The organism is uncultured Flavobacterium sp., from assembly GCF_963922255.1.
GTDB lineage: Bacteria > Bacteroidota > Bacteroidia > Flavobacteriales > Flavobacteriaceae > Flavobacterium.
In genome coordinates, this window is the sequence record NZ_CAWUIC010000013.1 from 65,293 (window position 1) to 91,948 (window position 26,656).

Annotated in this window: 26 protein-coding genes; 11 read left to right on the forward strand and 15 right to left on the reverse strand. The window is 29.8% G+C overall.

Translation table 11 applies throughout. From position 1 onward, the window contains the following. Positions 1-56 precede the first annotated feature (56 nt). Positions 57-419, reverse strand: a complete 363-nt coding sequence (locus tag AABJ49_RS11165; protein WP_338378355.1) for a four helix bundle protein — start codon at positions 417-419, stop codon at positions 57-59. A 147-nt stretch (positions 420-566) separates the two neighbouring features. Here AABJ49_RS11165 and AABJ49_RS11170 point away from each other — a divergent pair, with 147 nt between their 5' ends. After that, positions 567-1,808 carry an ABC transporter permease gene (locus tag AABJ49_RS11170; RefSeq protein ID WP_338378356.1) on the forward strand — a complete coding sequence of 414 codons (1,242 nt, stop codon included), beginning with the start codon at positions 567-569 and terminating at the stop codon, positions 1,806-1,808. Positions 1,809-1,847: 39 nt separating this feature from the next. On the opposite strand, the gene prmC is transcribed toward AABJ49_RS11170, so the two are convergent. Together prmC and AABJ49_RS11180 are read right to left on the reverse strand one after the other, a co-directional pair. Continuing rightward, on the reverse strand, positions 1,848-2,699 hold the full coding sequence (prmC, locus tag AABJ49_RS11175) for a peptide chain release factor N(5)-glutamine methyltransferase (RefSeq protein WP_338378357.1): 852 nt from the start codon (positions 2,697-2,699) through the stop codon (positions 1,848-1,850). Between the two features lie 36 nt (positions 2,700-2,735). Beyond that, positions 2,736-3,212: a GNAT family N-acetyltransferase gene (locus AABJ49_RS11180; protein WP_338378358.1), complete on the reverse strand. Its 477-nt coding sequence runs from the start codon at positions 3,210-3,212 to the stop codon at positions 2,736-2,738. A gap of 38 nt (positions 3,213-3,250) precedes the next feature. Here AABJ49_RS11180 and ribD point away from each other — a divergent pair, with 38 nt between their 5' ends. The 4 genes from ribD to AABJ49_RS11200 are packed head-to-tail and all read left to right on the forward strand — an operon-like array spanning position 3,251 to position 6,374. Then, complete coding sequence (gene ribD, locus AABJ49_RS11185) at positions 3,251-4,294, forward strand: bifunctional diaminohydroxyphosphoribosylaminopyrimidine deaminase/5-amino-6-(5-phosphoribosylamino)uracil reductase RibD (RefSeq protein WP_338378359.1); 1,044 nt, start codon at positions 3,251-3,253, stop codon at positions 4,292-4,294. After that, complete coding sequence (locus AABJ49_RS11190; protein ID WP_338378360.1) at positions 4,287-4,895, forward strand: HAD family phosphatase; 609 nt, start codon at positions 4,287-4,289, stop codon at positions 4,893-4,895. The genes ribD and AABJ49_RS11190 overlap by 8 nt, the downstream gene beginning before the upstream one ends. Continuing rightward, positions 4,892-5,749, forward strand: coding sequence for a DMT family transporter (locus AABJ49_RS11195; RefSeq protein ID WP_338378361.1), 858 nt, complete (start codon positions 4,892-4,894; stop codon positions 5,747-5,749). Before AABJ49_RS11190 ends, AABJ49_RS11195 begins: the two co-directional genes overlap by 4 nt. Before the next feature lies 1 nt (position 5,750). Next, positions 5,751-6,374: a YigZ family protein gene (locus AABJ49_RS11200; protein ID WP_338378362.1), complete on the forward strand. Its 624-nt coding sequence runs from the start codon at positions 5,751-5,753 to the stop codon at positions 6,372-6,374. Here AABJ49_RS11200 and AABJ49_RS11205 read toward each other — a convergent pair. Beyond that, complete coding sequence (locus AABJ49_RS11205) at positions 6,369-6,770, reverse strand: thioesterase family protein (RefSeq protein ID WP_338378363.1); 402 nt, start codon at positions 6,768-6,770, stop codon at positions 6,369-6,371. The two genes, AABJ49_RS11200 and AABJ49_RS11205, sit on opposite strands and share 6 nt — an antisense overlap. 193 nt (positions 6,771-6,963) lie before the next feature. Between AABJ49_RS11205 and dnaA the strand changes: the two genes are divergently transcribed. From dnaA to AABJ49_RS11220, 3 genes are read left to right on the forward strand one after another with little or no spacing between them, the layout of a single operon-like run. After that, a complete protein-coding gene (dnaA, locus tag AABJ49_RS11210; protein ID WP_338378364.1) occupies positions 6,964-8,391 on the forward strand; it encodes a chromosomal replication initiator protein DnaA in 1,428 nt (475 codons plus the stop codon). 4 nt (positions 8,392-8,395) lie between these two features. Next, complete coding sequence (locus tag AABJ49_RS11215; protein WP_338378381.1) at positions 8,396-8,857, forward strand: low molecular weight protein-tyrosine-phosphatase; 462 nt, start codon at positions 8,396-8,398, stop codon at positions 8,855-8,857. A gap of 55 nt (positions 8,858-8,912) precedes the next feature. Then, positions 8,913-9,653, forward strand: coding sequence for an SAM-dependent methyltransferase (locus tag AABJ49_RS11220; RefSeq protein WP_338378365.1), 741 nt, complete (start codon positions 8,913-8,915; stop codon positions 9,651-9,653). Here AABJ49_RS11220 and AABJ49_RS11225 read toward each other — a convergent pair. The 5 genes from AABJ49_RS11225 to dapF all read right to left on the reverse strand — a co-directional run bounded on the left by AABJ49_RS11225 (position 9,650) and on the right by dapF (position 13,850). Continuing rightward, positions 9,650-10,300 carry a peptidoglycan-binding protein LysM gene (locus AABJ49_RS11225; protein WP_338378366.1) on the reverse strand — a complete coding sequence of 217 codons (651 nt, stop codon included), beginning with the start codon at positions 10,298-10,300 and terminating at the stop codon, positions 9,650-9,652. The two genes, AABJ49_RS11220 and AABJ49_RS11225, sit on opposite strands and share 4 nt — an antisense overlap. Before the next feature lie 99 nt (positions 10,301-10,399). Beyond that, positions 10,400-11,380, reverse strand: a complete 981-nt coding sequence (locus AABJ49_RS11230; RefSeq protein WP_338378367.1) for a DUF2279 domain-containing protein — start codon at positions 11,378-11,380, stop codon at positions 10,400-10,402. Positions 11,381-11,386: 6 nt separating this feature from the next. Next, a complete protein-coding gene (mltG, locus tag AABJ49_RS11235; protein ID WP_338378368.1) occupies positions 11,387-12,430 on the reverse strand; it encodes an endolytic transglycosylase MltG in 1,044 nt (347 codons plus the stop codon). Between the two features lie 7 nt (positions 12,431-12,437). After that, the gene (locus AABJ49_RS11240; RefSeq protein ID WP_338378369.1) at positions 12,438-12,968 is read right to left on the reverse strand and encodes a GNAT family N-acetyltransferase; all 531 of its coding nucleotides are present in this window, start codon (positions 12,966-12,968) and stop codon (positions 12,438-12,440) included. Between the two features lie 99 nt (positions 12,969-13,067). Beyond that, entirely contained in the window at positions 13,068-13,850 is a 783-nt protein-coding gene (gene dapF / locus AABJ49_RS11245; RefSeq protein ID WP_338378370.1) for a diaminopimelate epimerase, read from the reverse strand. Positions 13,851-13,981: 131 nt separating this feature from the next. Between dapF and AABJ49_RS11250 the strand changes: the two genes are divergently transcribed. Both AABJ49_RS11250 and AABJ49_RS11255 read left to right on the forward strand, forming a co-directional pair. Further along, on the forward strand, positions 13,982-15,364 hold the full coding sequence (locus AABJ49_RS11250) for a trypsin-like peptidase domain-containing protein (RefSeq protein WP_338378371.1): 1,383 nt from the start codon (positions 13,982-13,984) through the stop codon (positions 15,362-15,364). A gap of 139 nt (positions 15,365-15,503) precedes the next feature. After that, positions 15,504-16,952: a glyceraldehyde-3-phosphate dehydrogenase gene (locus AABJ49_RS11255; RefSeq protein ID WP_338378372.1), complete on the forward strand. Its 1,449-nt coding sequence runs from the start codon at positions 15,504-15,506 to the stop codon at positions 16,950-16,952. A 59-nt stretch (positions 16,953-17,011) separates the two neighbouring features. Here AABJ49_RS11255 and AABJ49_RS11260 read toward each other — a convergent pair whose 3' ends face one another. After that, entirely contained in the window at positions 17,012-17,692 is a 681-nt protein-coding gene (locus AABJ49_RS11260; protein ID WP_338378373.1) for a Crp/Fnr family transcriptional regulator, read from the reverse strand. 323 nt (positions 17,693-18,015) lie between these two features. On the opposite strand from AABJ49_RS11260, the gene AABJ49_RS11265 reads away from it, so the two are divergent. Continuing rightward, a complete protein-coding gene (locus AABJ49_RS11265; RefSeq protein ID WP_338378374.1) occupies positions 18,016-18,687 on the forward strand; it encodes a hypothetical protein in 672 nt (223 codons plus the stop codon). Between the two features lie 85 nt (positions 18,688-18,772). On the opposite strand, the gene AABJ49_RS11270 is transcribed toward AABJ49_RS11265, so the two are convergent. From AABJ49_RS11270 to AABJ49_RS11290, 5 genes are all read right to left on the reverse strand, one after another. After that, the gene (locus AABJ49_RS11270; RefSeq protein WP_338378375.1) at positions 18,773-21,037 is read right to left on the reverse strand and encodes an aconitate hydratase; all 2,265 of its coding nucleotides are present in this window, start codon (positions 21,035-21,037) and stop codon (positions 18,773-18,775) included. 297 nt (positions 21,038-21,334) lie between these two features. After that, positions 21,335-22,288 carry a MoxR family ATPase gene (locus AABJ49_RS11275; RefSeq protein ID WP_338378376.1) on the reverse strand — a complete coding sequence of 318 codons (954 nt, stop codon included), beginning with the start codon at positions 22,286-22,288 and terminating at the stop codon, positions 21,335-21,337. A 43-nt stretch (positions 22,289-22,331) separates the two neighbouring features. Further along, positions 22,332-23,702, reverse strand: coding sequence for a peptidylprolyl isomerase (locus AABJ49_RS11280; protein WP_338378377.1), 1,371 nt, complete (start codon positions 23,700-23,702; stop codon positions 22,332-22,334). After that, positions 23,686-24,537, reverse strand: a complete 852-nt coding sequence (locus AABJ49_RS11285) for a hypothetical protein (protein WP_338378378.1) — start codon at positions 24,535-24,537, stop codon at positions 23,686-23,688. Before AABJ49_RS11285 ends, AABJ49_RS11280 begins: the two co-directional genes overlap by 17 nt. Before the next feature lie 5 nt (positions 24,538-24,542). Continuing rightward, positions 24,543-26,510 carry a peptidylprolyl isomerase gene (locus AABJ49_RS11290; protein ID WP_338378379.1) on the reverse strand — a complete coding sequence of 656 codons (1,968 nt, stop codon included), beginning with the start codon at positions 26,508-26,510 and terminating at the stop codon, positions 24,543-24,545. Positions 26,511-26,656: the final 146 nt, after the last annotated feature.

The following is a 26,656-nucleotide window of genomic DNA, read 5'->3' on the forward strand; positions in this document are numbered from 1 at the left end:
TAGAATTTAGAATTTAGAATTTAGAATTCAGAAAAACTGAAATCTAAAAAATAAATCTATTTTTTATTAATTTGGGTTTTGGTATTTTTTAAAGTTGTTACAAAAATAGCAGTTAATTCATTTGCTTCACTTAAAAGTGGTTTTAATTTATTCTTTTCCATGACATTTAATTCTTCCAATACTTCTAACCAAAACAATGACTCATCTGTTTCTTCTAAAACGATATTCATTTTTGATAAATATTCGTTATCACTTCTAGCTCTTAATGAAGCCCTATAATTTGCACCTACTGAACTACCTGACTTACCCAATTGATTAGCAATAATTTTTGTAGAATATTTTAATGGTAAGTTATCTACTAAATTCAAAATCGAAATAGTAAATGATTTAGTTCGCTTTTTTAAGTCAAATTCTTTCATATTAACTTTTTGCAAATATCGAATATATTGTTCGTTTTAAAAAAAAATTCTAAATTCAAATTTCTCAATTCCAATTTTCTGAATTCTAAATTCTAAATTCTTACTTCACAAGTGTAACAATTTCCAAACTCTATAGTCTAATACAACATGGTAGGATTATTTAAAGAAAACACGAAAATTGCATTGGACTCCATAAGAAGTCAAGCTTTGCGAACCTCTTTAACGGTTTTTATTATTGCACTTGGAATTACAGCATTAGTTGGAATTCTGACAGTTGTTTCTGCTCTAAAGAATACAATTTTAAATGATTTTGCATCAATGGGAGCCAATACATTTTCCATAAGTCAATATGATTTTTCATCAGAAATCAATCAAAATGATGTTGATGTTCGTGTAAATCCTATTATAAGTTATCCACAGGCTAAGGAATTTCAAGAGAAATTTAATTTCCCATTCACTACCACTTCCCTATCTTTTACGGCAGCTTCTGGAGTTGAAGTTAAATATTCAGGAGAAAAAACAGATCCAGAAATCAAGATTGTAGGAGTTGATGAATATTTTTGTCCAAACAAAGGATTAGAGGTTACTAAAGGTCGAAATTTCAATTCCTTTGATATTTCTAATAATAACTATGTCTGTGTTTTGGGTTCAGATTTTGAAAAAGGTTTATTTGATGGTATAAATCCAATTGACAAAATAATTTCTATTCGTGGAGCAAAGTTTAAAGTAATTGGAGTTTTAAAAGAAAAAGGTTCGACTTTTGGAAACAGTCAGGATTTACGTGTTTTGATTCCAAATCAGGTAGCACGTTCTTTATTTTCTGCTCCAAATATCAACTATGATTTGAATGTAATGGTCAACAATGAAGCTCTTTTAGATGAAGCTGTTGATGATGCGATAATTACAATGCGACAAGTTCGAAAATTAAGTCCAGTCGAAAAGGAAAATTTCGGAATAGAAAGAAGTGATGATTTAATTCAGACATTATTATCAAATACAGAAGTATTGAGTTGGACTGCATGGATAATTGGAATAATTACCGTTTTTGGTTCTTCAATTGCTTTGATGAACATCATGTTAGTTTCTGTAAGTGAAAGAACTAGAGAAATTGGAATTAGAAAAGCATTAGGAGCACGAAGTAGCACAATAGCTTGGCAATTTTTTACAGAAACATTAATAATAGGGCAACTAGGAGGAATTGTGGGTATTATATTAGGAATTTCCATTGGCTTAGCAATTGCAATGGCAATTGGATTTACCTTTACAATTCCCTGGATGGCAATGATTGCAGCTTTTATTACAACGTTTTTAGTAACAATTGTTTCGGGTGTTTATCCAGCCATAAAAGCTTCTAAATTAGATCCAGTTGAGGCATTGCGTTATGAGTAATGAATTGCCGTTGGCTTTAGCCATCGGATAACTAAATAATTATTTCAAACAAGAAATCATTCGATCATTACCATAAATATCTTTAATCAATTGAATATTTTTGAATGCCAAATTTTCAAGAAGCTCAACCGTTTCTTTACCTAGGTATTGATTAATTTCGAAATATAATTTCCCGTTTTCAACTAGGCTTATTTTAGCCAATTGAGCAATTTTTCTATAGAACAATAAAGCATTAGTATCTTCTACGAATAACGCTAAATGAGGTTCGTATTCCAATACATTTTTCTTGATTTCAACTTTCTCTAAATTTCGAACATAAGGTGGATTTGAAACAATTATGTCAAACTCTTGTTTCAAATCTTCCGTTTCTAAAATACTTTCTTGTAAAAACTCAACACTTACTTTATTTATTTCAGCGTTTTGCTTTGCAATTTCTAAAGCTTTTTCAGAAACATCTAAAGCGTAAACTTTTGCGTTTGGTAAATTCTTAGCCAAACTAATGGCAATACAACCAGTTCCTGTTCCAATATCAAGGATTTTGGAATTTGGAATTTTTTTTTTGGAATTTTCACTTAGAATTAAATCCACTAATTCTTCGGTTTCTTGTCTTGGAATTAAGGTGTTTTCATTGACTAAAAAACGTAATCCATAAAACTCGGTTTCTCCTAATATATATTGAATGGGTTTTTCTTGTTTCAATTCTGTTACAATTGCATTCCATTTTTCGACTTCATTTTTAGTAATTGAAAAATTAGGCTCTAAAGCCAAATCAATTCGTTTTTTTTGGTGTAAAAATTCAGCAATGATATGAAAGAAACTTTCTATTTCTTCCTTATCATAAATTGAACTTAATGCTTCAATAAAATTTATTTTATATTCTTTTAAAATCATTTATCTGTCTTAATACTTAAATCTTAATACTTAATACTATAAATCTTTCATCATCCAAACCGGGCAACTAGTATGACCTGTACAACCAAGTGGTTCTTCTAAATACTCAAATCCAACTTTTTGATATAATTTTTGGGCATCTTTCATCATCTCTAAAGTTTCTAAATAACAACTTTTGAAGCCAGCTTCTTTAGCAAAATCCAAACATTTTAGAATCATTTCTAATCCAAGTCCTTTTCCTCTTGCTTCTGGAGCAAAATACATTTTTTGTAATTCACATGTCTCTTTTGAACCGTTTTCCAAAGGTGCAATTCCACTTCCACCAATAATTTTTCCTTCATGTTCAATTACATAATAAACGGATTTATCTTTCTCATAGACTTCAAATAAAGTATCCAGAATAGGATCTTCATAAGCTGTTCCGGTCTTCGGAGCATCCAATTCAATAAAAACATCTCGAATTACTTTTGCAATTGGAACATTATCTTCTTTTTTTATTTTTCTAATCAGCATAAAAATATATTCTAAAACAAAAGTACTATTTTTGTCTTGTGAAAACGCATGAAAAATATATAAATCGCTGTATAGAATTGGCCAAAAATGGTTTAGGAACTACTTATCCAAATCCTTTGGTAGGAAGTGTAATCGTTTATGAAGACAAAATCATTGGTGAAGGTTGGCACAGAAAAGCAGGTGAACCTCATGCTGAAGTGAATGCTATCAATGCTGTTGAAGATAAATCCTTACTTACAAAATCAACTATTTATGTGAGTTTAGAACCTTGCAGTCATTTTGGAAAAACTCCACCTTGTGCTGATTTAATTGTAACTCATAAAATTCCAAATGTGGTTATTGGAACTATTGACCCAAATGAAAAAGTCGCTGGAAATGGCATAAAAAAACTTATGGAAGCGGGTGCAAATGTCACTGTTGGAGTTTTAGAAGAAGAATGTTATGAGCTGAACAAACGTTTTTTCACATTTCACAATAAAAAAAGACCTTATATTATACTAAAATGGGCCGAAACTGCAGATGGCTTTATCGCTCCTTCCACTAAAAAAGAACAGAAACCAGTTTGGATCACTAATGCATATTCCAGACAATTGGTCCATAAATGGAGAACTGAAGAACAAGCCATTTTGGTTGGAACTCAAACCGTTTTAGATGATAATCCAAGCTTAAATGCTCGTGATTTTTTTGGCAATAATCCCATTCGAATTGTTTTGGATAAGTCTGGAAAAATAGATGCTAATTTTCATGTAAAAGATAACAGCATTAAAACTCTAATTTTAACTGAAAGCAAAGCATTTCAATCTACAAAAAATTGTATTTATGAAACATGTCAATTTGATGAAAATTTAGTTGAAAATACTTTAGCTATTTTAGTTAAACATCAAATTCAATCTGTTATTATTGAAGGTGGAAGCAAAACCATTCAAAGTTTTATTGATAAAAACATTTGGGATGAAGCAAGAATTTTTAAAGGAAAAAACACTTTTGAAAACGGAACAAAAGCACCTGTAATTAAACGAAAAATAGTTGAATCAAAAACTAATTTAGACGATAAACTTGTAACACTAAAAAATTATGATTGATACTATTATATTTGATTTTGGAGATATTTTCATCAATTTAGATAAACCAAAAGTGGAAGAAGAATTGCGAAAAATTGGTTTAGCTCAATGGAACGATACTTTAAATGAACTGAATCATAATTACGAAATTGGACAAATTTCTGAAAATGAATTTTTAACGGGTTTTCAACAACAAATTCCAACTGTTGCAATGGATGAAATTAAAAAAGCATGGAATAGTATTTTAGCCGATTTTCCTTTATATCGTTTAGAATTTTTAGAAGATTTAACTTCAAAGTACAAATTGTTTCTATTAAGCAATACAGATTTTACTCATATCGAAGAAGTGAAACGTAAAGTTGGTTCTGAATTTCATAATCGGTTTATCAATTGCTTTGAAAAAGTGTATTATTCTTTTGAAATGGGCATGCGAAAACCAGATGAATCTATTTATCAATTTGTTATTGAAAAACATCAACTAAATCCTAACAAAACTTTATTTGTAGACGATAAAAATGAAAACACTAATGCAGCACAGAAATTAGGTCTACAAGTGTGGAATTTACAAGTCGGAAAAGAAGATGTAATTGAATTGCAATCATTCTTAAATAGCAATTTATGATAAATTTATTGTTAGCCATTTTATTTTCAAGTTTACTTTACATTGTTTTTAAGTTTTATACAAAATTTAAGATCAACACCTTACAAGCCATTGTTTTTAACTATTGTACCGCTTTTTTTGTTGGCTTTTTTTTATCTGCTGAAAAAATAAACTTTAGTACTTTATGGAATAAAACTTGGATAATTAGTAGTATTATTTTAGGTGGTTTATTTATTTTGGTATTTAATATTATGGGCAAAACATCACAAGAAAATGGAGTTTCTGTAGCTTCAGTTTCAAGTAAAATGTCGATGATTATTCCCATTTTATTTGGAATATTCTTTTTTGAAGAAGTTATAACTTTTGAAAAAATAATTGGAATTGTACTTGCATTAATTGCCGTTTATTTTACCTCAAAAAAAGAGAAAGGAAAAATTGAAATCAAAAATTTTTTATTTCCAATTCTGTTGTTCTTTGGTGCTGGAATCGTAGATACAAGTATAAATTATCTTCAACATACTTATTTAAAGGATTATGAAGTCGCGCTATTTTCAGCAATCACCTTTTTGTCTGCCTTTGGTTTTGGAATTATATTTTCAATTTTAAAATCTTTTAAAGGTAATTTCAAATTACAAGGAAAAAATATTATTGGAGGAATTTGTTTAGGGGTTCCAAATTATTTTTCTATGTTTTTTATTATCAAAGCGTTACAAAATAAAAACCATGAAAGTGCTACAATTTTCACATTAATAAATATTGGTGTAATTTTGTTATCAACCTTTTTTGGAATTCTTTTATTTAAAGAAAAACTCCTTAAACAGAATTATTTTGGAATTGCTTTAGCGATTCTAGCTGTAATTTTAGTAACCCAATAAAATGAGCGAAGAAATAAAAGATACTTACAAAACTCTATCAAAACCTTCAGAAGAAATACTTTTTAAAGAAAAAAATAGTAAGTTTTTTGGGTATGCTTTTCCCGTAACCAATGAAGAAGAAGTAAAAGAATGTTTAGAAATTTTAAAAAGTAAACATTCTCAGGCCAGGCATTTTTGCTATGCTTATCAAATAGGTACAGAAAATATAAGTTATCGTGCTAATGATGATGGAGAACCAAACAATAGTGCTGGAATGCCAATTTATGGACAAATCCAGTCTTTTGATGTTACAAATATTTTGGTTGTGGTTGTTCGCTTTTTTGGAGGTGTAAAACTTGGAGTTGGTGGTTTAATTTCAGCTTACAAAACTGGAGCTCAAATGGCACTTGAAGTTTCTGAAATAATAGAAAAAACAATTGATGTTCATTTTATAATTTCGTTTGATTATAAAAACATGAATAAAGTCATGCGAATTATCAAAGAAAAAAATCTTGAAATCATAAGCCAAAAAATGGAATTAAGTTGCGAAATTGAAATTGCAACTCGAAAAAAAAATGCCGAAAAAATATTCGACATTTTCAGTTCCATTTATGAAATTAACATTAAAGAAAAGGATTCATTATAAATCTGTTAATTTATCCATTATATAGTTTGGTGGAATTGTCGGTTTACCAGTTTTCATGTCAACAAAAACTAACATTGAGTAGCCAGTTGTTAATAACTCTTGTTGTTCATTATAAATTTCGTAGTCAAATTCTATCTTAACAGAAGTTTGTCTTTTAAAGACAGTTTTTACCGTTAAAAGGTCATCATAACGTGCTGGTTTTTTATAATTAATTGTCAAAGAAACTACAGGAAGCATAATTCCGTTTTCTTCCATCCATTTATAAGAAACACCCATATTTCTTAGCCATTCAACGCGGCCCATCTCAAAATACTGAGCATAATTACCATGATAAACCACTCCCATTTGATCTGTTTCTGCGTAACGTACACGTACAGAAAATTGATATTCTTTCATATATAAAATTATGTTATTTTTTTTTCTTATTTTTGCTAATGAGCTTACAACATTTTTTTTTATAAATCAACCCCTATTTAATTTTTTTTATAAAAAAAATGTTCACATATTTGTTCTCCCAAATGGTAAGACACCTTTTTGTTGATAACAACGAATAAAAATTAATAAAAAACAAACTAATAGAATTGAATTTATGACTAGAACTGCGCAATCAGTATGGGAAAACTGTTTAGATTTTATCAAAGATAATATTCAAGATCAAGCTTTTAAAACTTGGTTTGAACCTATCAAATCAGTTGAACTAACCGACAACGCATTATATATACAAGTTCCTAGTAAATTTTTCTACGAATGGTTAGAAGAGCACTACGTTAAATTATTAAAAGTAGCTCTTACAAAAGAACTTGGTCCAACGGCAAAGTTACTATATAAAATTAAAATGGAAAATACTTATGGTAATAATGTTCCTTACACAGAACAATTACCAAGTTCACAACGTTCAAGTGTTAAACCACAAGAAGTTGATTTTCCAGTTACTAATAAAAGTGCTGAATTAAGAAATCCATTCGTAATTCCCGGCATCAGAAACTTAAAAATTGAATCTCAATTAAATCCAAACTATAATTTTGATAACTTTCTTGAAGGTGATTCAAATAGATTAGCTCGTAGTGCTGGTATGGCTGTTGCCAATAAGCCTGGAGGAACATCATTTAATCCATTATTAATCTTTGGAGGTGTTGGATTAGGTAAAACACATTTAGCTCACGCTATTGGTGTTGAGATTAAAGACAAATACCCTGAAAAAACAGTTTTATATATTTCAGCTGAAATTTTTACGCAACAATATATAGATTCAGTTAAGAAAAACACTAGAAATGATTTCATTCACTTCTATCAACTAATTGACGTTTTAATCATTGATGATGTTCAATTCTTATCTGGAAAATCAGGAACGCAAGATGTATTCTTCCACATTTTCAACCATTTACACCAAAATGGAAAACAGGTAATACTTACTTCTGATAAAGCACCAATTGACATGCAAGATATCGAACAACGTTTGTTATCTCGTTTCAAATGGGGACTTTCTGCAGAATTACACCAACCAGATTACGAAACTAGAGTTTCAATCTTGAAAAATATCTTGTATAGAGATGGTGTAGATATGCCTGATGAAATTATTGAGTATGTTGCAAAAAACATAAAATCAAATGTTAGAGAATTAGAAGGTGCAATTATTTCGTTAATTGCTCAATCTTCTTTTAACAAAAGAGAAATCACTGTTGAACTAGCCAAACAAATCGTTGAAAAATTTGTTAAGAATGTAAAACGTGAAATTTCAATAGACTATATACAAAAAGTAGTATCAGATTATTTCCAATTGGATTTAGATATTTTACAGTCAAAAACTAGAAAAAGACACGTGGTTCAAGCGCGTCAATTGGCTATGTTTTTCGCAAAAAAATACACTAAAAATTCATTAGCAAATATTGGTTCACAAATTGGTGATAGAGATCATGCTACTGTACTTCATGCTTGCAAAACAGTGGACAACTTAGTTTCTACTGATAAGCAATTCAAAAAATTCGTAGAAGACATCAACAAAAAATTATCACTATAAAATGATGGTTAAAGTTGTAATGGTCTGCCTTGGAAACATTTGTCGTTCTCCATTGGCTGAAGGTATTTTGCAATCCAAAGTTTCTGAACACATATTCGTTGACAGTGCTGGAACAGCTAATTATCATGTGGGTGAATTACCCGATAAAAGATCAATAGCTGTGGCCAAAAAACATGGTATTGACATTTCTAAACAGCGTTGCAACCATTTTTCTGTAAAACATTTTGAAGAATTTGATCACATCTATGTGATGGATAAATCCAATTATGAAAATGTAATCCAACTTGCTCCTTCAGAAAAAGCAAAGCAAAAAGTCAAGTTGATTTTAAACGAATCTCATCCTAATCAAAATTTAGAAGTACCAGATCCTTATTACGGAGGTGATGAAGGTTTTGAAAATGTTTTCCAAATGCTAAATGAAGCTTGTAACGTAATTGCAAATAAACTGAAGACTGATTTGAAATAGATTTCAATTTGCCTAACAAATTACTTACTTTTGTAAGAAATCAATAATTTTCAATATGAAACCTGTTCAATTTTTAGGAAAACTTTATCTAATCCCTTGTACATTATCAAATCCTGGAGAAACAACTGTTGTTCCTGAAGATGTGCTACCACAAAGCATTAAAAGAACTATAGATTTCATAGATTATTATATAGTTGAGAATGAAAAAACTGCAAGACGTTTTATCAAAAGTATTCATCCGGAGAAGAAACAACCTTCTTTAAATATTTCTTTATTAAATAAACACACAGAGGTTGAAGATTATTATGAAATGATAAAACCATTGTTAAATGGAAACAATATTGGATTATTAAGTGAATCCGGTTGTCCTGGTGTTGCTGATCCTGGTGCGGTCATTGTAAAATTAGCTCACGAAAAAGGCATTCAAGTTATTCCATTAGTGGGACCAAGTTCTATTTTATTAGCGGTTATGGCAAGTGGAATGAACGGTCAGAGCTTTGCTTTCAATGGTTATTTACCTATTGATAAAAATGAGAAAAAAATTGCTATAAAAAATTTGGAACGTTTATCATTTGAAAAAAATCAATCGCAACTTTTTATAGAAACTCCTTATAGAAACAATAAGATTTTTGAAGATATTTTACAAGCTTTACAACCCAATACACATGTATGCGTAGCTTGTGACATTACTTTACCGACTGAATTTATCAAAACAAAAACCGTTAAAGAATGGCAAAAAAATAAGGTCGATTTACATAACCGACCTTGTATTTTTATTATTCACAAAATGAATTAATTAGTATAATTCTCAGCTTTAGCGTTTTTATCTGCTTTAATATTCGAAATATCGTATGAGCCAAACTTTTTGATGTAACTTCTCAATGAAGTACCAAAACCATCTTTAAATCCATTACGACCGTTACTTTTAAGGTATTTTTTAACAGAACCTGCTCCACTTAAATGTGCCGCAGCAATGATTCCAGATTCCGTAATTTCAACACCGTTTATAACTCTTCCGCAATATTTTTCAATTTCATTTCTTAATTCCCATTTATTTTTGGCAACTAATGCTTTGAAAGCTTTGTCTTGAAGTGCTACATTATTTAAAAATTCTTGAGAATCATAAACTCCAACAGCTCTTAAAGTACTTTTACCAAATTGGTATTTTCCCATATAACCATAAGGATTAACTAATTTTGTTTTGCCTCTTGATTCTTTGTAAGCAACTGCTTGTCTAAAACCTATAAAGTTTTTACCAACATATGGAATTTTAATTGAAAACCCTTTTCCTTCAGCTTCTTCTTCAGTTGGCACATGATAATTAATTACCTCATCTTCTTCCAAGTGAAATCCTTGAACTTTGTCAATTTTAAAACTACTAAAACCAACAATTGCCAATGTAAGCGAACTTAATAAACTTATAAAAAATATAAATTTTTTCATTGTTTTTTCTTTTAACGAAAGTGATATGCACTTCCGTAAATTGAGCGTGCAAATATACAAAAAAAATTATATAATTGATTTACAGCATGTTAAATTTTTCTAAAAGAAGAATCCATAAGCCCTAACTTCCTTATTTGAATTAAGTTGCAGTGTTGGAGCAGGTATTTTTATAGTGTTAAAAACAGAGAAAACGGTCTTCAAAAATTGTGAATTTGTTTTGATTTTCGTCAAATCCACGTCAAGACTAAGATAAAATTGACGATATTCGTTCTGAATATATCCATTTTCTAAAGCGTCGGATTTAGTTCCAAATAACATTCCAGAACCACCATGTCCTACGGCAAAATTTAACCACTTAGGAACGAATTCTAATTTAGTAAAGGAATAAATATTAAATGACAGCCAATAATTTTGACCATTATAATCTTTCAAGATTTGTTCTAATGAAGTATCTCCTAAAGTATTTGGTCTCAAGGAAGGAAAATCTGTTTTGTGATAGGAGAATTTTGGAGTTATTCGTTGCTCATTCCACAATAACTCTTGAGAAACATATAAAGCTGTTCCAGAAACATTGGCAATTATATCTCCTGAAGAAGCTCCCCATTCTGATGAAAAACCATCAAAAACCTCAACAACTGTTAGAAACCCTAAACCAATTGTTGAACCATAAATCAATTGTTCTTTTTTAGAAGCACCAGACCATTGCAAAGCTTCTGCTCCTACTCTACCCAAATGATATGATGAATACAAATGACCTAATTTGTCCATTTGAAGCCATTGATCATTATCATTAATAAAATGAAACTTAGATTTTTCGTAATCTTTATACCAAATTTGGTTTAAACCTATTAAAGTCGCTCCTAATACAGCTCCTTCTGTTATAAAAACAGAGGTTTTTCTTGAGGTATTTAAAGTATCTGAAGGTGTTAAAAATTGATTTGTTTTGGATTGAGAAAAACAACCAACACTTATTAATAAAAAAAGCAGTGACTTAAATTTCCTTAATTGTAATAAAAAATCATGGTTTTTTAACAAAAAAGTGGATAACCAGAAAATGGTTGAGTTATAAAAGTTAGTCATTTGATTTTAACGATTAATACCCAATTTAGTAACCCATTCAGCATATTTTCTTGCATTCACTTGATGAGCAGCATAATTAGAAGCAAAATCGTGATAACCCATTCTTTCTACACTAGCACAAAAATAGATGTAATCATGTTTTTCTGCATTTAAAACGGCATCAATTGCAGAAATATCTGGCATTGCGATTGGTCCTGGAGGCAAACCTTGGTTGATATAAGTGTTATAAGGAGAAATTGTACCTTGAGTATCTTTGCTATAAACACGTTTTATGATTTGTTCAAAATCACCTGAATTTTTTTTCATCGCATAAATTACGGTTGGATCTGCTTGCAAATGCATATTTAAGGCTAAACGATTCAAATAAACTCCAGCAACTCTTGGTCTTTCATCTACTTTAGCGGTTTCTTTATGTACAATTGCAGCTAAAACAGAAACCTGAATTGGTGTCAAGTTTTTAGCGGAAGCTTTTGCTATTCGTTCTTCATTCCAAAACTTTTTATATTCAGAAGCCATTTTTTCTGCTATTTTTTCTGCAGAAGTGTTCCAGTAAAACTCATAAGTATTTGGAATAAACATTACCAAAACAGTTTCTTCATTAAACCCATTGTTTGCTAAAAATTCAGGATTTAAGAAAGCTGCTAATAATTCTTCTTTTTTTGGTTCTACTTGTGTTGTTATTCTTTCGGCTAATTTCTCTAATGTTTCTTGGTTGTTAAAAGCCAATTTAACAGGAACATTACTTTTCATAGCTCTAACAATATCAAAAGTGGTCATGTCTTTTTTTAATAAAAATTTACCCGCTTTTACATTTGAATTGTAGTTTCTTTTTTGGGCTACGAAATCAAATTTATCAATATCTTTTACAAAAGGAGAAATGATTTCTTTAGCTTGTTCATATGTTGAATGTGATGGAACATAGACAAAAACTTCTTTTTGATTAAAAGTCGTGTTAGCAGTAAATGCTTGATTATACACATAAAAAGTAATGATTCCAGCAATAACAATTCCGACAACTGCAATTATTGCAACTAATTTTTTTAGATTCAAAATATAATTATTTGATGTTAATTAATTGGTATAAAGCCTCATCTTTATAGTGATTATCAACTTTATTCCATTGTTTTTTTATTCCTATTAATTCGAAACCAAATTTAGTAAAAAGAGCTATACTGATAACGTTTTCTGTACCGATATTTGCATAAAGTTGATGCAATTGCAAATGAGTAAAAGAATAGTTTATTAAAAGTTCAAGGGCTTCAGAACCAATTCCTTTTTCTCTTTTATCATCTTGATGAATGATAATGCCAATTCCTGCACGATTATTTGTTGGATCAAAATCAAACAAATCAATCAAACCAATGGCCTCTTCAGAGTTATTTAAACAAATTGCCAATCGTAATTGTTTAGCTTCATAAATATCTTGATGTGCGTTTTCTAGATATTGTTTTATTAGAAACTTACTGTAAGGTGTTTGTGTATTACTGACATTCCAAATGGATTCATCATTCTCTATTGTATAGATGAATGCTAAATCTTCTGGCTCAAGAGCTCTTAAATAGATATTATTTCCTTTTAGAGTAATCAAAATATCAATTGTCTTTTTTCTTTATTAATATTGCTACTGCAACACCAACAACTATCATTATCAAAACTAAAAATACTACAAAAATTGCCATCATATCTATTAACTATTTATAGTTCCTTCAAAAACAAAAGTAGCTGGTCCAATTAAAAATACATTGGTAAATTTATTGTCTTCAACATCAAATTTTACTTTTAAATTTCCTCCTTCTACATTCAATTTTATTTCTTTACTTGTTGTTTTTCCTATTTCGTACATCGCAATTGCCACAGCAGTTACTCCTGTTCCACAAGACAAAGTTTCATCTTCCACACCACGTTCATACGTTCGAACTGCAAAAATGTCATTTTCTAACTGCTTTACAAAGTTAATGTTACTTCCTGCACTTCCATATAAATCAGAATATCTAATTTTTGCTCCTTCTTTTTTTACATTAAATCCTTTTAAATCCTCAACCAAAGTCACATGATGTGGAGAACCAGTGTCTAAAAAGGTATAATTTTCCTCTGTTTTAATTTCTTCAACATCTTTCATTTGAAGCGAAACAACCCCTTCTTCATCTATTGTAGCATAATGCAACCCGTCTATGGCTTCAAAAGTAGCTTCATTTGAAATCACATTCATGTGTTTGGCAAAAGCAACCAAACATCGTCCACCATTACCACACATAGAGCTTTCATTTCCATCAGAATTATAATAAACCATTGTAAAGTCTAAATATGAATGATTTTCCAACAGAATTAATCCATCAGCTCCAACTCCAAATTTCCTATCACACAGCTGTGCAATGAGTTTGGTATCATTTTTGGGAAATATATCTTGTCGATTATCAATCATGACAAAATCGTTTCCAGTACCTTGATATTTGTAAAAATGTATATTCATAAAAAATGTATTAGTGCAAAAGTACAAATATTAATAAGATGTTAAACATTGTTAATCGTGCGTTAAACCAATTTTTTATAAAATAATATGTATTAATTTTAACCTATTAAATAATTAAAAACCATAACAGAATGAAAAAATTAGGAAGTTTATTACTGGTATCGTTGTTCAGTGGAGCGATAACTTTGGGAGCTTATAAGTTATTTTTTGATTCAACCGAAAATAGCTCAATTACTGTAGCCTCTCCAAATTACATAAAAAATGCCGGACTAAGTGCCGAAACTGTTGATTTCACTGCTGCAGCCGAAAACACAGTACACAATGTTGTACACGTAAAAAACATGACTACTCAGCGAGTATATAGAGATCCTTTTGCGTATATTTTTGGCAACGGAGATGGAATGCAAGAACAATATCAAGTAGGAACAGGTTCTGGCGTAATTATAAGTGAAGATGGTTTTATTGTTACTAATAATCACGTTATTCAAAATGCTAGTGAACTTGAAGTAACTTTAAATGACAACAGAACTTTTAAAGCTAAACTTGTAGGAACCGATTCTAAGATGGATATTGCTTTATTGAAAATAGAAGCTGATGAAAAATTACCTTTTGCTATTTTTGGCGATTCTGATGAAATAAAAGTAGGTGAATGGGTTTTAGCGGTAGGAAATCCTTACAATTTAACCTCAACAGTTACAGCTGGAATTGTTTCTGCAAAAGCTAGAGATCTAACCAACAACGGAATTCAATCATTTATCCAAACTGATGCCGCAGTAAATCCAGGTAACAGTGGTGGTGCTCTGGTAAATACTAGAGGAGAATTGATTGGTATTAACACTATGATTTCTTCACAAACTGGGTCTTATGTTGGATATTCATTTGCAGTTCCTTCTAATATTACTAGAAAAATTGTAGAAGATTTAATGCAGTTTGGAAATGTACAAAGAGGTGTTTTAGGAATTGAAGGTCGTGAATTGAATCAGAATGCATCAGAAGAATTAGGCACAACGTTATCAAAAGGTTTTTATATCTCTAATGTTACTAAAAAATCAGGTGCTGAAAAAGCGGGATTAAAAAAAGGAGATATAATTACAAAATTAGATGACAAAATGGTAACAGGTTTTAAAGATTTAACTTCTTATATTAATACTAAAAGACCTGATGATCTTGTAAATGTTACTGTAATTAGAAATGAAAAAGAAAAAGTAATTCCAGTTAAATTAACTAAGAGAGAATTATTAACGATTGAATTCAATCAGATTGAATTATCGGATATTGATGAAAATGATAAAAAATCATTGAATTTAGATTATGGTGTAAAAATAAGTAAGATTAATAATCCAGAGTTAATTCAGTATCAAGATCAACTTTTAGGTGGAATTATTCTTTCTATTGATGGTAGAAAAGCGACAGATATTAGCAGTGTTTCAAGTTATTTAAACACAAAGAAATCAGAAAGAGCTCAATATAAAATTATGACTCAAAATGGTCAAGTGTTTTCAGTAATATTCTAACAAAAAAAACCTTTAAAAATTAAACCAGTCACTTAGGCTGGTTTTTTTTATTAAAAAAAAGAAAGAAAAAGCTTTACGAAAACGTTTGAAATCTATATTTTTGCAAAAAATTTAACAACACACTTTTACAACTTATTTCATGAGTAACAACAACTTATACGAGAAAGAGCTTTCTTTTCAGGCTGACAGAAGAAAAGCTGGTGTAGAATTTATCAAAATCATTAGTGATTTATGGTATGATAAATCTATAGAATTAGTTTTATTTAGAAATCAATTAATTGATAGAAACGTAAGTGATATCATTAACTTACACGAGTATGCTGGTGCATTTGTTCAAAAACCAATCAACATTTTTGATTCTGTTGAAATTGCTGAAGCTATCAACAGTTTAGATTTACCTCCTTCAAAAATTGATATTGGTAAACTAACGTATGAATATCATTTAGAAGATGATAAATACAATGACGCAAAAGCTTTTGTTATTGACAAATTAAAAGATGCAAAAGGTACAAACGAAATCAAACCAAAAGATGTTGTACTTTACGGATTTGGTAGAATTGGACGTTTATTAGCTCGTGAGATGATGAGCAAAATGGGTAAAGGTCAACAATTACGTTTACGTGCAATTGTTACAAGAGATAAAAGTGATGCCACTTTATTAGAAAAAAGAGCTTCATTATTAAGATATGATTCAGTTCATGGAGATTTTGAGGGTTCAGTAGAAGCTGATGTAGAAAATAACGCTTTAATCATTAATGGAACTACTGTTCATATTATTACCGCAAACGGACCAGAAGATATTGATTACACCACATATGGGATCGATGATGCTTTAGTTATTGATAACACTGGTGCATTTACAACTGAAGAAGCATTAAAAAGACATTTAACATCAAAAGGAGCTGCCAAAGTTTTATTAACTGCTCCAGGAAAAGGGGTTCCAAACATTGTTCATGGTGTAAATCATGAAGAATACAATCCTGACACAGTTGATATTTTCTCTGCTGCCTCATGTACAACAAATGCAATTACTCCAATTTTAAAAGCTATTGAAGACACTTTAGGAGTTGTAAAAGGACATTTAGAGACTATTCATGCCTACACTAATGACCAAAATCTTGTGGACAATATGCACAAAAAATACCGTCGTGGTAGAGCTGCTGCATTGAACATGGTTATTACTGAAACTGGTGCTGGATCTGCTGTTGCAAAAGCATTACCAAATTTAGCTGGAAAATTAACTTCAAATGCTATTCGTGTTCCTGTTCCAAATGGTTCATTAGTTGTATTAAATTTAGAAGTTGGTAAAGAAACCTCAGTTGAAGATGTAAACAACATCATGAAAAAATATGCTCTTGAAGGTAAATTAGTAGAGCAAATTAAATATTCTTTAAACAACGAATTAGTATCATCTGATATTGTTGGAACTTCTGCTCCATCAATCTTTGATAGTAATGCAACAATTGTTTCTGGAGACGGAAAAAATATTGTTTTATATGTTTGGTATGATAATGAGTATGGGTATAGTCACCAAGTTATTCGTTTGGCTAAATATATTGCCAAAGTAAGACGTTATACTTACTATTAGTAGTTAATTTTAATTCAATAAAAAATCCGTTCTATCTATTGGAACGGATTTTTTTTATTTTAATTAATATGATTTTTATTTTTTTTTAAGGTGATTTCTTTTCTATCAAAATCTAAATACTCTTCTTCTTTTAATTCGTTTAGCAATATATTCAATGTTGGTCTCGAAGTACCAATAAGCGTAGCAAGCTCTTTCTGTGTATAAGGTTGTTTGATAATTGTGTCACCAGTCACAACATTTTTATACCCAAAATCTTCTCCTAATTCTTTGATGAATTCTTTTAACCTTGTTTTAGTATCTTTAAATAATAACAATTGTAATCTTCTTTCTAATTTTTTAAATCGAAAACCAATGAACTTATAAATTTTCAAACTGAATTCTTTATTTTCTCTAAGCAAATCAATCATCATATCAGTTGAAATTGTACACAATGAAGTTTCTGAATCGATTGCTTGAGCAAATTCATTTCTTTTTTCTTCACCCAAAATTGCTTTTTCTCCAAAAATTTCACCTCTAGATAAAATAGCCATTATAATTTCATCTCCATCTTCTGTCACATAACCGATTTTAACTTTACCATAATTTATTAAGTAAATTTTATCAGCACTATCTTCTTCAAAATAAATATAATCGTTCTTTTTATAAATATTAAATTCATGAGATTTCTTAAAATCCTTAAAACGATGCGGACAAAGAATGGTGAATAAATTTACATCATCAAAAAACCAAAGAGAGTTCATAGCTTATTTTCTTTCTTTCAAAGTTAATCAATATTACAGATAAATAAAACACCCTAACTTTTATTTAAGAAAGCTTGATTTTCTTATTTATAAATTACATTCAAATCTTTAAAACTTTAAGTACTATTTCATATTAAATGTCACTATTTATTTTTCTCTCAAAAAAAAACATTTTATCCAAAAAAATCAGAACTAAATATATTATCAAACAATAAAAGGTCTTAAAAAATAAAAATTAAAGGAACTTAAACATGTTTTTATACATTTAAAACGGCTTTTTTTGTTAAATTTTAGTATTTTTACTATCCCTTAAATCAAACAACATGAAAAAAACCTACCTTTTTTTTCTTATTTTCAACATTAGCTTTATGCATGCTCAAGTTGGAATAGGAACAACAAACCCTACCGCAGATTTTGATATCAATGGAACGCTAAGAGTTAGAACAACAAACACAAACCTTAATGAATCAGCCGCAAAAGATTCTATTTTAGTTTCTGATAATCTTGGAAACATTGCACGAATTTCCTCAAAAAAAGTCATCGAAAGTCACTTAAAAACTTTCATAAAAGGAAATTTTTCAAGTGGTTCAAATGTTGCGTTATCTTTAACATCTAACACTTCAATTATTCCTTTTAACATTACCGACTTCGACACAAACTCAGAGTTCAACAATACGACGCATGTTTATTCGGCAAAACAAGATGGCATCTATAGTGTATATGTCCAAATTAGAGGTTCTGGACTAAGCGTTGCAACTAATTTTGGAGTTCAAATTTTAAAAAATGGAAGTGTAATTTCTCAAAATAGTTTTGCTAATATAGGCATCACTATTATAGGTACAATTAATGTTACACCTCCAATAAGAAATTCACAAACGCTTGTACAATTAAACACTGGAGACACTATCCAATTTAATGTAGTAAGCAATCTACTAAACTTATCCCTTTTAGGAACTGATGAAGATTGTTATTTTACCATCCATCAAGTACGATAAATTAAAAGTTATGATATAAAAAAACTCTTGAATAGCTTTTATACTAATTCAAGAGTTTTGTGTTTTAAATTACTTTAAAAGAAAATTATGCGTTCTCTGCAGCAATTAAATTAAGTGCAGAACCTGCTTTAAACCATTCAATTTGACCGTCATTATAAGTATGATTTGCCATTATTATATCTTTCGAACCGTCAGCATGAACCAATTCTATAGTCAATGGCTTTCCTGGAGCAAACTCTGTTAAATCTAAGAAGTTAATTGTATCATCTTCTTGAATTTTATCATAATCAGCTTCATTAGCAAATGTTAAACCTAACATACCTTGCTTTTTAAGGTTTGTTTCATGAATTCGAGCAAAAGATTTAACTAAAACCGCTTTAACTCCTAAAAACCTAGGTTCCATTGCAGCATGTTCTCTTGAAGAACCTTCACCATAATTGTGATCTCCAACAACAATTGAAGGAACACCAGCTGCTTTATATGCTCTTGCTGTTGCAGGAACAGTATCAAAAGCACCTGTTAATTGATTTTTAACTTTATTTGTTGCTTGACCAAATGCATTGACAGCACCAATCAACATATTGTTAGAAATATTATCTAAATGTCCACGGAAACGTAACCATGGTCCAGCCATAGAAATATGATCTGTTGTACATTTACCAAATGCTTTAATTAATAATTTTGCACCTGTAATATTTTTTCCATCCCACGGTTCAAAAGGAGCTAATAATTGAAGTCTATCTGAAGTTGGAGAAACAACTACTTCAACTCCACTTCCATCTTCAGCTGGAGCTTGAAAACCAGCATCTTCAACATCAAATCCTTTTTTAGGTAATTCATCACCATAAGGGGTTTTTAACATTACTTCTTCACCTTTATCATTGATTAAAGCATCTGTTAAAGGATTGAAATCTAGTCTTCCAGAAAGTGCTAAAGCAGCAACCATCTCAGGTGAAGTTACAAAAGCGTGAGTATTTGGGTTTCCGTCAGCACGTTTAGAAAAGTTTCTGTTGAATGAGTGTACAATAGTATTTTTCTCTTCTTTGTTTGCACCTTCTCTATCCCATTGACCGATACATGGTCCACAAGCATTAGTAAAAACTTTTGTACCTAACTTTTCAAAAGTGTCAATGATTCCATCTCTTTCAATAGTATATCTAATTTGTTCTGAACCTGGATTAATTCCGAATTCCGCTTTTGGTGTAATTCCGTTATCAATTGCTTGTTGCACAATTGAAGCTGCTCTTGACATATCTTCATATGAAGAGTTTGTACAAGAACCTATTAATCCCCATTCCACTTTAATTGGCCATCCATTAGCTTGAGCTTCTTCTTTCATTTTAGAAACTGGAGTTCCTCTATCTGGAGTAAATGGTCCGTTGATATGTGGTTCTAGTTCCGAAAGGTTAATTTCGATAACCTGATCAAAATAAGTTTCTGGATTTGCATAAACTTCAGCATCTGCCGTTAAGTATGCTGCAACTTTATCAGCAGCATCTACTACATCTTGACGATCAGTTGCTGATAAATACCTTCTCATTGAGTCATCATAACCAAAAGTTGAAGTTGTAGCCCCAATTTCTGCACCCATATTACAAATTGTTCCTTTACCTGTACAAGACATTGAAGTTGCTCCTTCACCAAAATATTCTACAATTGCACCTGTTCCACCTTTTACAGTAAGAATATCAGCTACTTTAAGAATAACATCTTTTGGTGCTGTCCAACCCGAAAGTTTTCCAGTTAATTTAACTCCAATTAATTTTGGAAATTTCAATTCCCATGACATTCCAGACATTACATCAACTGCATCTGCTCCACCAACACCAATGGCTAACATTCCTAATCCACCAGCATTTACTGTATGTGAATCTGTACCAATCATCATTCCACCTGGAAATGCATAATTTTCTAAAACGATTTGGTGAATAATTCCCGAACCTGGTTTCCAAAAACCAATTCCATATTTATCTGAAACTGATGATAAAAAGTCAAAAACTTCTCTTGATTGTTCGTTTGCTAATGCTAAATCTTTTTTAGCACCGTCTTTAGCTAAAATTAAGTGATCACAGTGCACTGTTGTTGGAACAGCTACTGTTTTCTTATTGGCATGCATAAATTGCAATAAAGCCATTTGAGCAGTTGCATCTTGACAAGCTACTCTATCTGGAGCAAAATCTACATAATCTTTACCTCTAGTGTAAGCTGTTGTAGGATTTCCGTCCCAAAGGTGAGAATACAAAATCTTTTCTGACAATGTAAGTGGACGTCCAACTATATCACGAGCTTTATCAACACGTTCAGCCATAGTTGCATACACTTGTTTAATCATTTCTATATCAAATGCCATAGTATAAATTAATTATTAAGTTTGTTATTTTTTTAGTGGAACAAATTTAAGAAATCTTAATGAGAATTGAAAATTTTTAATAAAAACTTAATTTAGAAGAATTATTAATTAAGAAGTAGCTGTTTTAATGAATATTTTTCAACAGAAACGCAATTTGTTTCGTTTTTACTATTTTTAAGTTTAAAAAATAGCAATTTGATAAAATCAACGGCTTGTTTTTATTAATTTCATAATTCGGAAAGTATTTAGTATGATTCCAAATTAACTAAAATATTTGAGCCACAAAAAAAGCTGTTATTAAAACAGCTTTTCAATGATCATTTCTTCAGAAATTCCTTCGGCATCAGCTTTGTAATTTTTTACAATTCTGTGTCTCAAAATTCCTTTGGCAACCGCTTTTACATCTTCTATATCTGGAGAATATTTTCCATTAAAAGCTGCATTAGCTTTGGCTGCTAAAATTAAATTTTGTGAAGCCCTTGGCCCTGCTCCCCAATCAATATATGTTTTTACAAAATCTGTAGTCAATGGATTATCAGGTCTTGTTTTGCTTACCAAAGTAACTGCATATTCAATTACGTTATCAGCCACAGGAATTTTACGAATTACATTTTGAAAGTCTATAATTTCCTGAGCCGAAAACAAAGAATTAACCACTGGTTTATGATCTGAAGTTGTTGCTTTTACAACATCTATTTCTTCTTGAAATGTTGGGTAATCCAACTTAATAGCAAACATAAAACGGTCTAATTGTGCTTCTGGTAATGGGTACGTTCCTTCTTGCTCAATAGGATTTTGAGTTGCTAATACAAAATAAGGTAAATCTAATTTATAGTGATGACCAGCAACTGTTACAGCACGTTCTTGCATAGCTTCTAAAAGGGCAGCTTGTGTTTTTGGTGGTGTTCTGTTAATCTCATCTGCCAAAATAATATTGGAAAAAACTGGTCCTTTTATAAATTTAAATTGACGGTTTTCATCTAATATTTCACTTCCTAAAATATCAGAAGGCATTAAATCGGGTGTAAACTGAATTCTTTTAAAATTTAAACCTAAAGCTTGTGAAATTGTGTTAACCATTAAAGTTTTAGCTAAACCAGGCACACCAACTAAAAGCGCGTGTCCTCCTGAAAAAATACTCAAAATTATTTGGTTTACAACTTCATCTTGTCCAATGATTACTTTAGCAACTTCTCTTTGAAGTTCAGCTTTCTTTTCAACCAATTGTTTTAATGCTGCAACGTCTGACATATAGATTTTAGTTTTCTAATATTAAGTTTCTAAAATACAAAAATTATTTTATCTCTTTCTTCAACCAATCACTAGCAAAAACGCAATCGCGATATTCACCGTTAATTTTGATGTAAGTTTGTGTAATTTTTTCTTTAGTCCATTTCCCAATTGCAGTAATTTGCTTGTCTTTTAGTGCAATTTCTTTGATTTTAATAAAGTCCTTAGAGAAATCTGCAGTGTGTTCTTCTGTTTTTTGGTTAACGGTAATTATCTTAAAAAACTTTCCTTCTCCAGGAATTTCATCTAAAATAACTCTTGAAATTTCATTGGTTTGTAATTCTGAAATTTCATTGTAAAGAGATGGATCCATTTTAGTCAACTCAAATTTTGGTTCTAAAGTTTTAGGATTCAAAATAATTCCACCGTTATTCTTAGTTTCTTTATCTTCTGATAATGACTTTGCTGCTTCAGCAAATGTAAGTTCTTTATTTAAAATTTTTGCTCTAATGTTTTCTATTCTAGTTTTAGCTTCTGTCAATGCTTCTTCACTAACTTTTGGCGACATTAAAATGTGTCTTAATTCAATTTCTTGACCTAATATTTTTTCTACTTTAATAATATGAAAGCCATAAACTGTTTCAAAAGGTTCAGAAATTTCACCTTCTTCTAATGTAAAGGCAACATCTTTAAATTCTTTTACGAATTGTGTTTTCTTGTTGATTTTGTAATAACCACCATTTGGAGCAGATGCCCTATCTTCTGTATAAAGCACAGCTTTTGTAGTAAAACTCGACCCATTTTCTAAAACATCTTGCTTTATTTCTTTTAGTTTTTTAATCACTTTTTGTTTTTCAGCTTCACTTACAATTGGCTTTACAACAATCTGTGCTATTTCTACTTCCGAACCTATAGTTGGAATTTCATCTTTTGGAATTTTATTGAAGAAATTTCTAACTTCTTCGGGAGTGATTTCTATGTCATCAACAATTTTTTTATTCATTGCTTGAACAAGTTTGTTCATTTTAATGATATCAAAAAAGTAGCTTTTAAAATCATCTGCGTTTTTCTTATTGTAATATTTCACAACTTTATCCATTGAACCTATTTGCTCAACCATTACTCCAAGTTGTTCATCCATATAACCTCTTACTTCTTCATCTGTTACCACTAAACTGTCTTGAACAGCATGATGAGCATATAATTTGTCTTCTAAGAGTTTTCCAAGCAACTCACATCTTGTGACATTTTCGCTAGAAATACCTTGCGCTCTTAATTCGATCATCATTAAATCAATATCTGAGTCTAAGACAACATAATCTCCAACAACTGCTGCTACTCCATCAATTTTTTGTTTTTTAGGTTGTGCTTGTAAGGTAGTCACAGCCAAAAGTATAAACACAAAAAGTGCTTTTAATTTACTTGTATATTTCATATTTCTTGTCTTTAAGAGCATCTGTTGTGATGTCTTTTTGATATTTATTTATTAATTCTGTTTTTCGTTTATTAAGGATAACTTTTTTTAATGTAGGTTTTATATATTGAAATGGTGAAATTTGATTTTTATCAATATAATTAGATGTTTTAATCAAATACATATCCGTTGAATCGGCAAATTTAACTGTTTTTCCTGCTATAATGTAATTTTCTTTATTATCTACATTTACAACAGGTAGTTTTTCATAAACTTGATTCATATCAATCCATATAGAATCATTAAAGGCATAACTTTTAAATTCAATGGTGCTGTTTGTTAAAAATTCCTTATTTTCTTTGCTACTATTCACAAATTTATTTGAAAGTATATTAAGTTTAGGATTACTTTTATTAATTTGAATATAACTCATCTTAACCAAAGCTGCGTTTGTTTTGAAATTCTCCTTATTTTTTGCGTAATATTCACTCAATTCTTTTTCACTAACTACTGTATCTAATGATTTGTATACTAATTGTTCTATATAGGCTTTAGTATATAAATCTTTCTTATATTGTTCCACCAGTTTATTTAGTTCTGTCTGCTTTTCATCTGAAAGATTTAACTCAGCAGCATTGAACAATAATTTTTGGGAAGCCCATCGATCAATAAAATCTTTTACGATAACCAAACTATCTTCTTTTGAAGTTCCTGCTGGCACTAAATCTTTAATATCTTCTTTATATAAGCTTGAATTGTTAACTCTAGCGATAGCAACATGATCTACTTCATTTGTCTCTTTATTACAAGAAATAAATAATGCAAAAAAAGCTATAAACAAGAATCTAAATTTCATTAGGTTTATTTTAATTGATTTTTTACTTTTTGTAAAACGTCATTATTAACTTTAATTTCAACGTTTTTCTTCAATTCAGTAACCCAATTTGCTTCTAAATATTGTTGGTAGTCATTGATAACTCTTCCTCTTGCTTCTAAGAAATCTTTAGATTGTGATGGCAATACTTTTTGGGTATTTAAAAAGAAATAATAATCACCTTCTTTAACGATTTCAGAAAGCCCTGAATTTAGCTCTATTTTTTTTGGTAAAATTTTATCATCTTCTTCATAAACACCACTTTGAACCATTACATTTACTTTACCCTCTTCATTTATTTTTCCTTTTATGTAATCAGAATCTTTACCCTTTTTAGCATATTTAAATGCTTTTTCAATATCCGATTTGTTAGTAGAAGAATAAATTTCTGTTTCAACTCTTTTTTTCCATTTGTAATTAGCAATATTATCTAAATAAAATTGTTTTTGTCCAATAGAGTCTGATTTAGAACGCTCCCAAATTTCTTTTTCCATCAAATCAAACAACAACAAACCATCTCTATATTCATCCATTACATAACTAAATTCTGGATATTCTGATTCTAAATGAGCATCATAATATTCATTTAATTTAACATCAATAAATTGATCGTAGAAATGATCCACTAAATTATTGATAGGTTTAATTTGAACATTTTGTTTTTGTTGTTCTTGAAGATATTGTAAAAATACAGCTGCATTAATTTTCTCATCCTTATTAACAACCAACAACTCTTTATTGTTGGCTTTTAAAACTTCTGCACTAACTTCCCAAGTTTGTTTATAGTAATCATCTGTTACTAATTTTTTTACTGCAGTTAATGTTTTTTTATCTGTAGAAACTGTATATTTATTCTTTAATTTTTCAGTTAATGAAGAAGTAATTAACTTAGAGCGATCATCTCTTCTAATTTTATTTTCTAATTCTATTTTCGATTCATCAAATGTTTTAACTGGATGTCTTTCAATAAGTTTTACAACATGCCAACCAAATTGAGTTTTAAAAGGCTTCGAAACATCATTAGGGTTTTTAAGAGAAAAAGCTACTTCTTCAAACTCATTAGAACTCAATTGCCCTGTTCCAAAACGTTGTAAAACACCACCTTTTGTGGATGATGATTTATCTTCTGAAAATTGTTGAGCTAAAGATTCAAATCTTTCACCTTGTTGTAATTTTTGGTAAATATCTTCAATAGTATTTTTTGACAAATCATTTCCGTTGTCGTCTTTCTTTTCTAAAACCATTATGTGAGCAACAGTTACTTCACCTTTATTATCTCTTTGATCAACTACTTTTATCAAGTGATAGCCAAAACGAGTACGTGTAGGTTTAGAAATATCACCTTTAGAAGTATTAAAAGCTGCACTTTCAAACGGATACACCATTCTAAAAGCAGAAAAATAGCCTAAATCTCCTTTGTTGTCTTTTGCTGATGGATCTTGCGAATATTTTACAGCAGCATCTTCAAAAGACATTCCGTTTTTAATTTCGTTTCTTATTTTGATAGCTTCATTGTAAGCTTTTAATGTATCAGCTGGCATAGCATTTTCATCTACTAAAATTAAAATATGTGATGCTCTTACTTCTTTAAGAGAACGATCATAAGCTTCTTTAGTTAGTGCTTCAGTAACTTTAGAGTCACTAGTATAATTTTTTGAAAGTTGAGTTCGATAAGATTTTAATTCGTTTTGATATTTTAGGCTGTTTTGCAAACCACTTTTATAAGCTTTGTCAACTTTTAATTTATATCCTAAAAATAAATCAAAATAAACATCAATATCTTTTTGTGAGTCATCTTTAACTAAATCTAAATTTTTGTTATAAACTCTAATAAATTCATCCGTATAATATGGCTTATTGTCAATAGTGAATAATACTTCTTTTTTTACCTCTTGTGCAAAAACATTGCTAAATTGCAATAATAATAGTAATCCAAATACAAATTTATTTTTCATGTTCACTTTAAATAATTATCTTATAATTGTTACAATCAACAAAAATAATAATTCAAAGCTATTAATCAAGAATAACTTAATGTATTAACATAAAATTATACCAAATAAAAAACCATCTCGTTTATAGAGATGGTTTTTCTATGTAT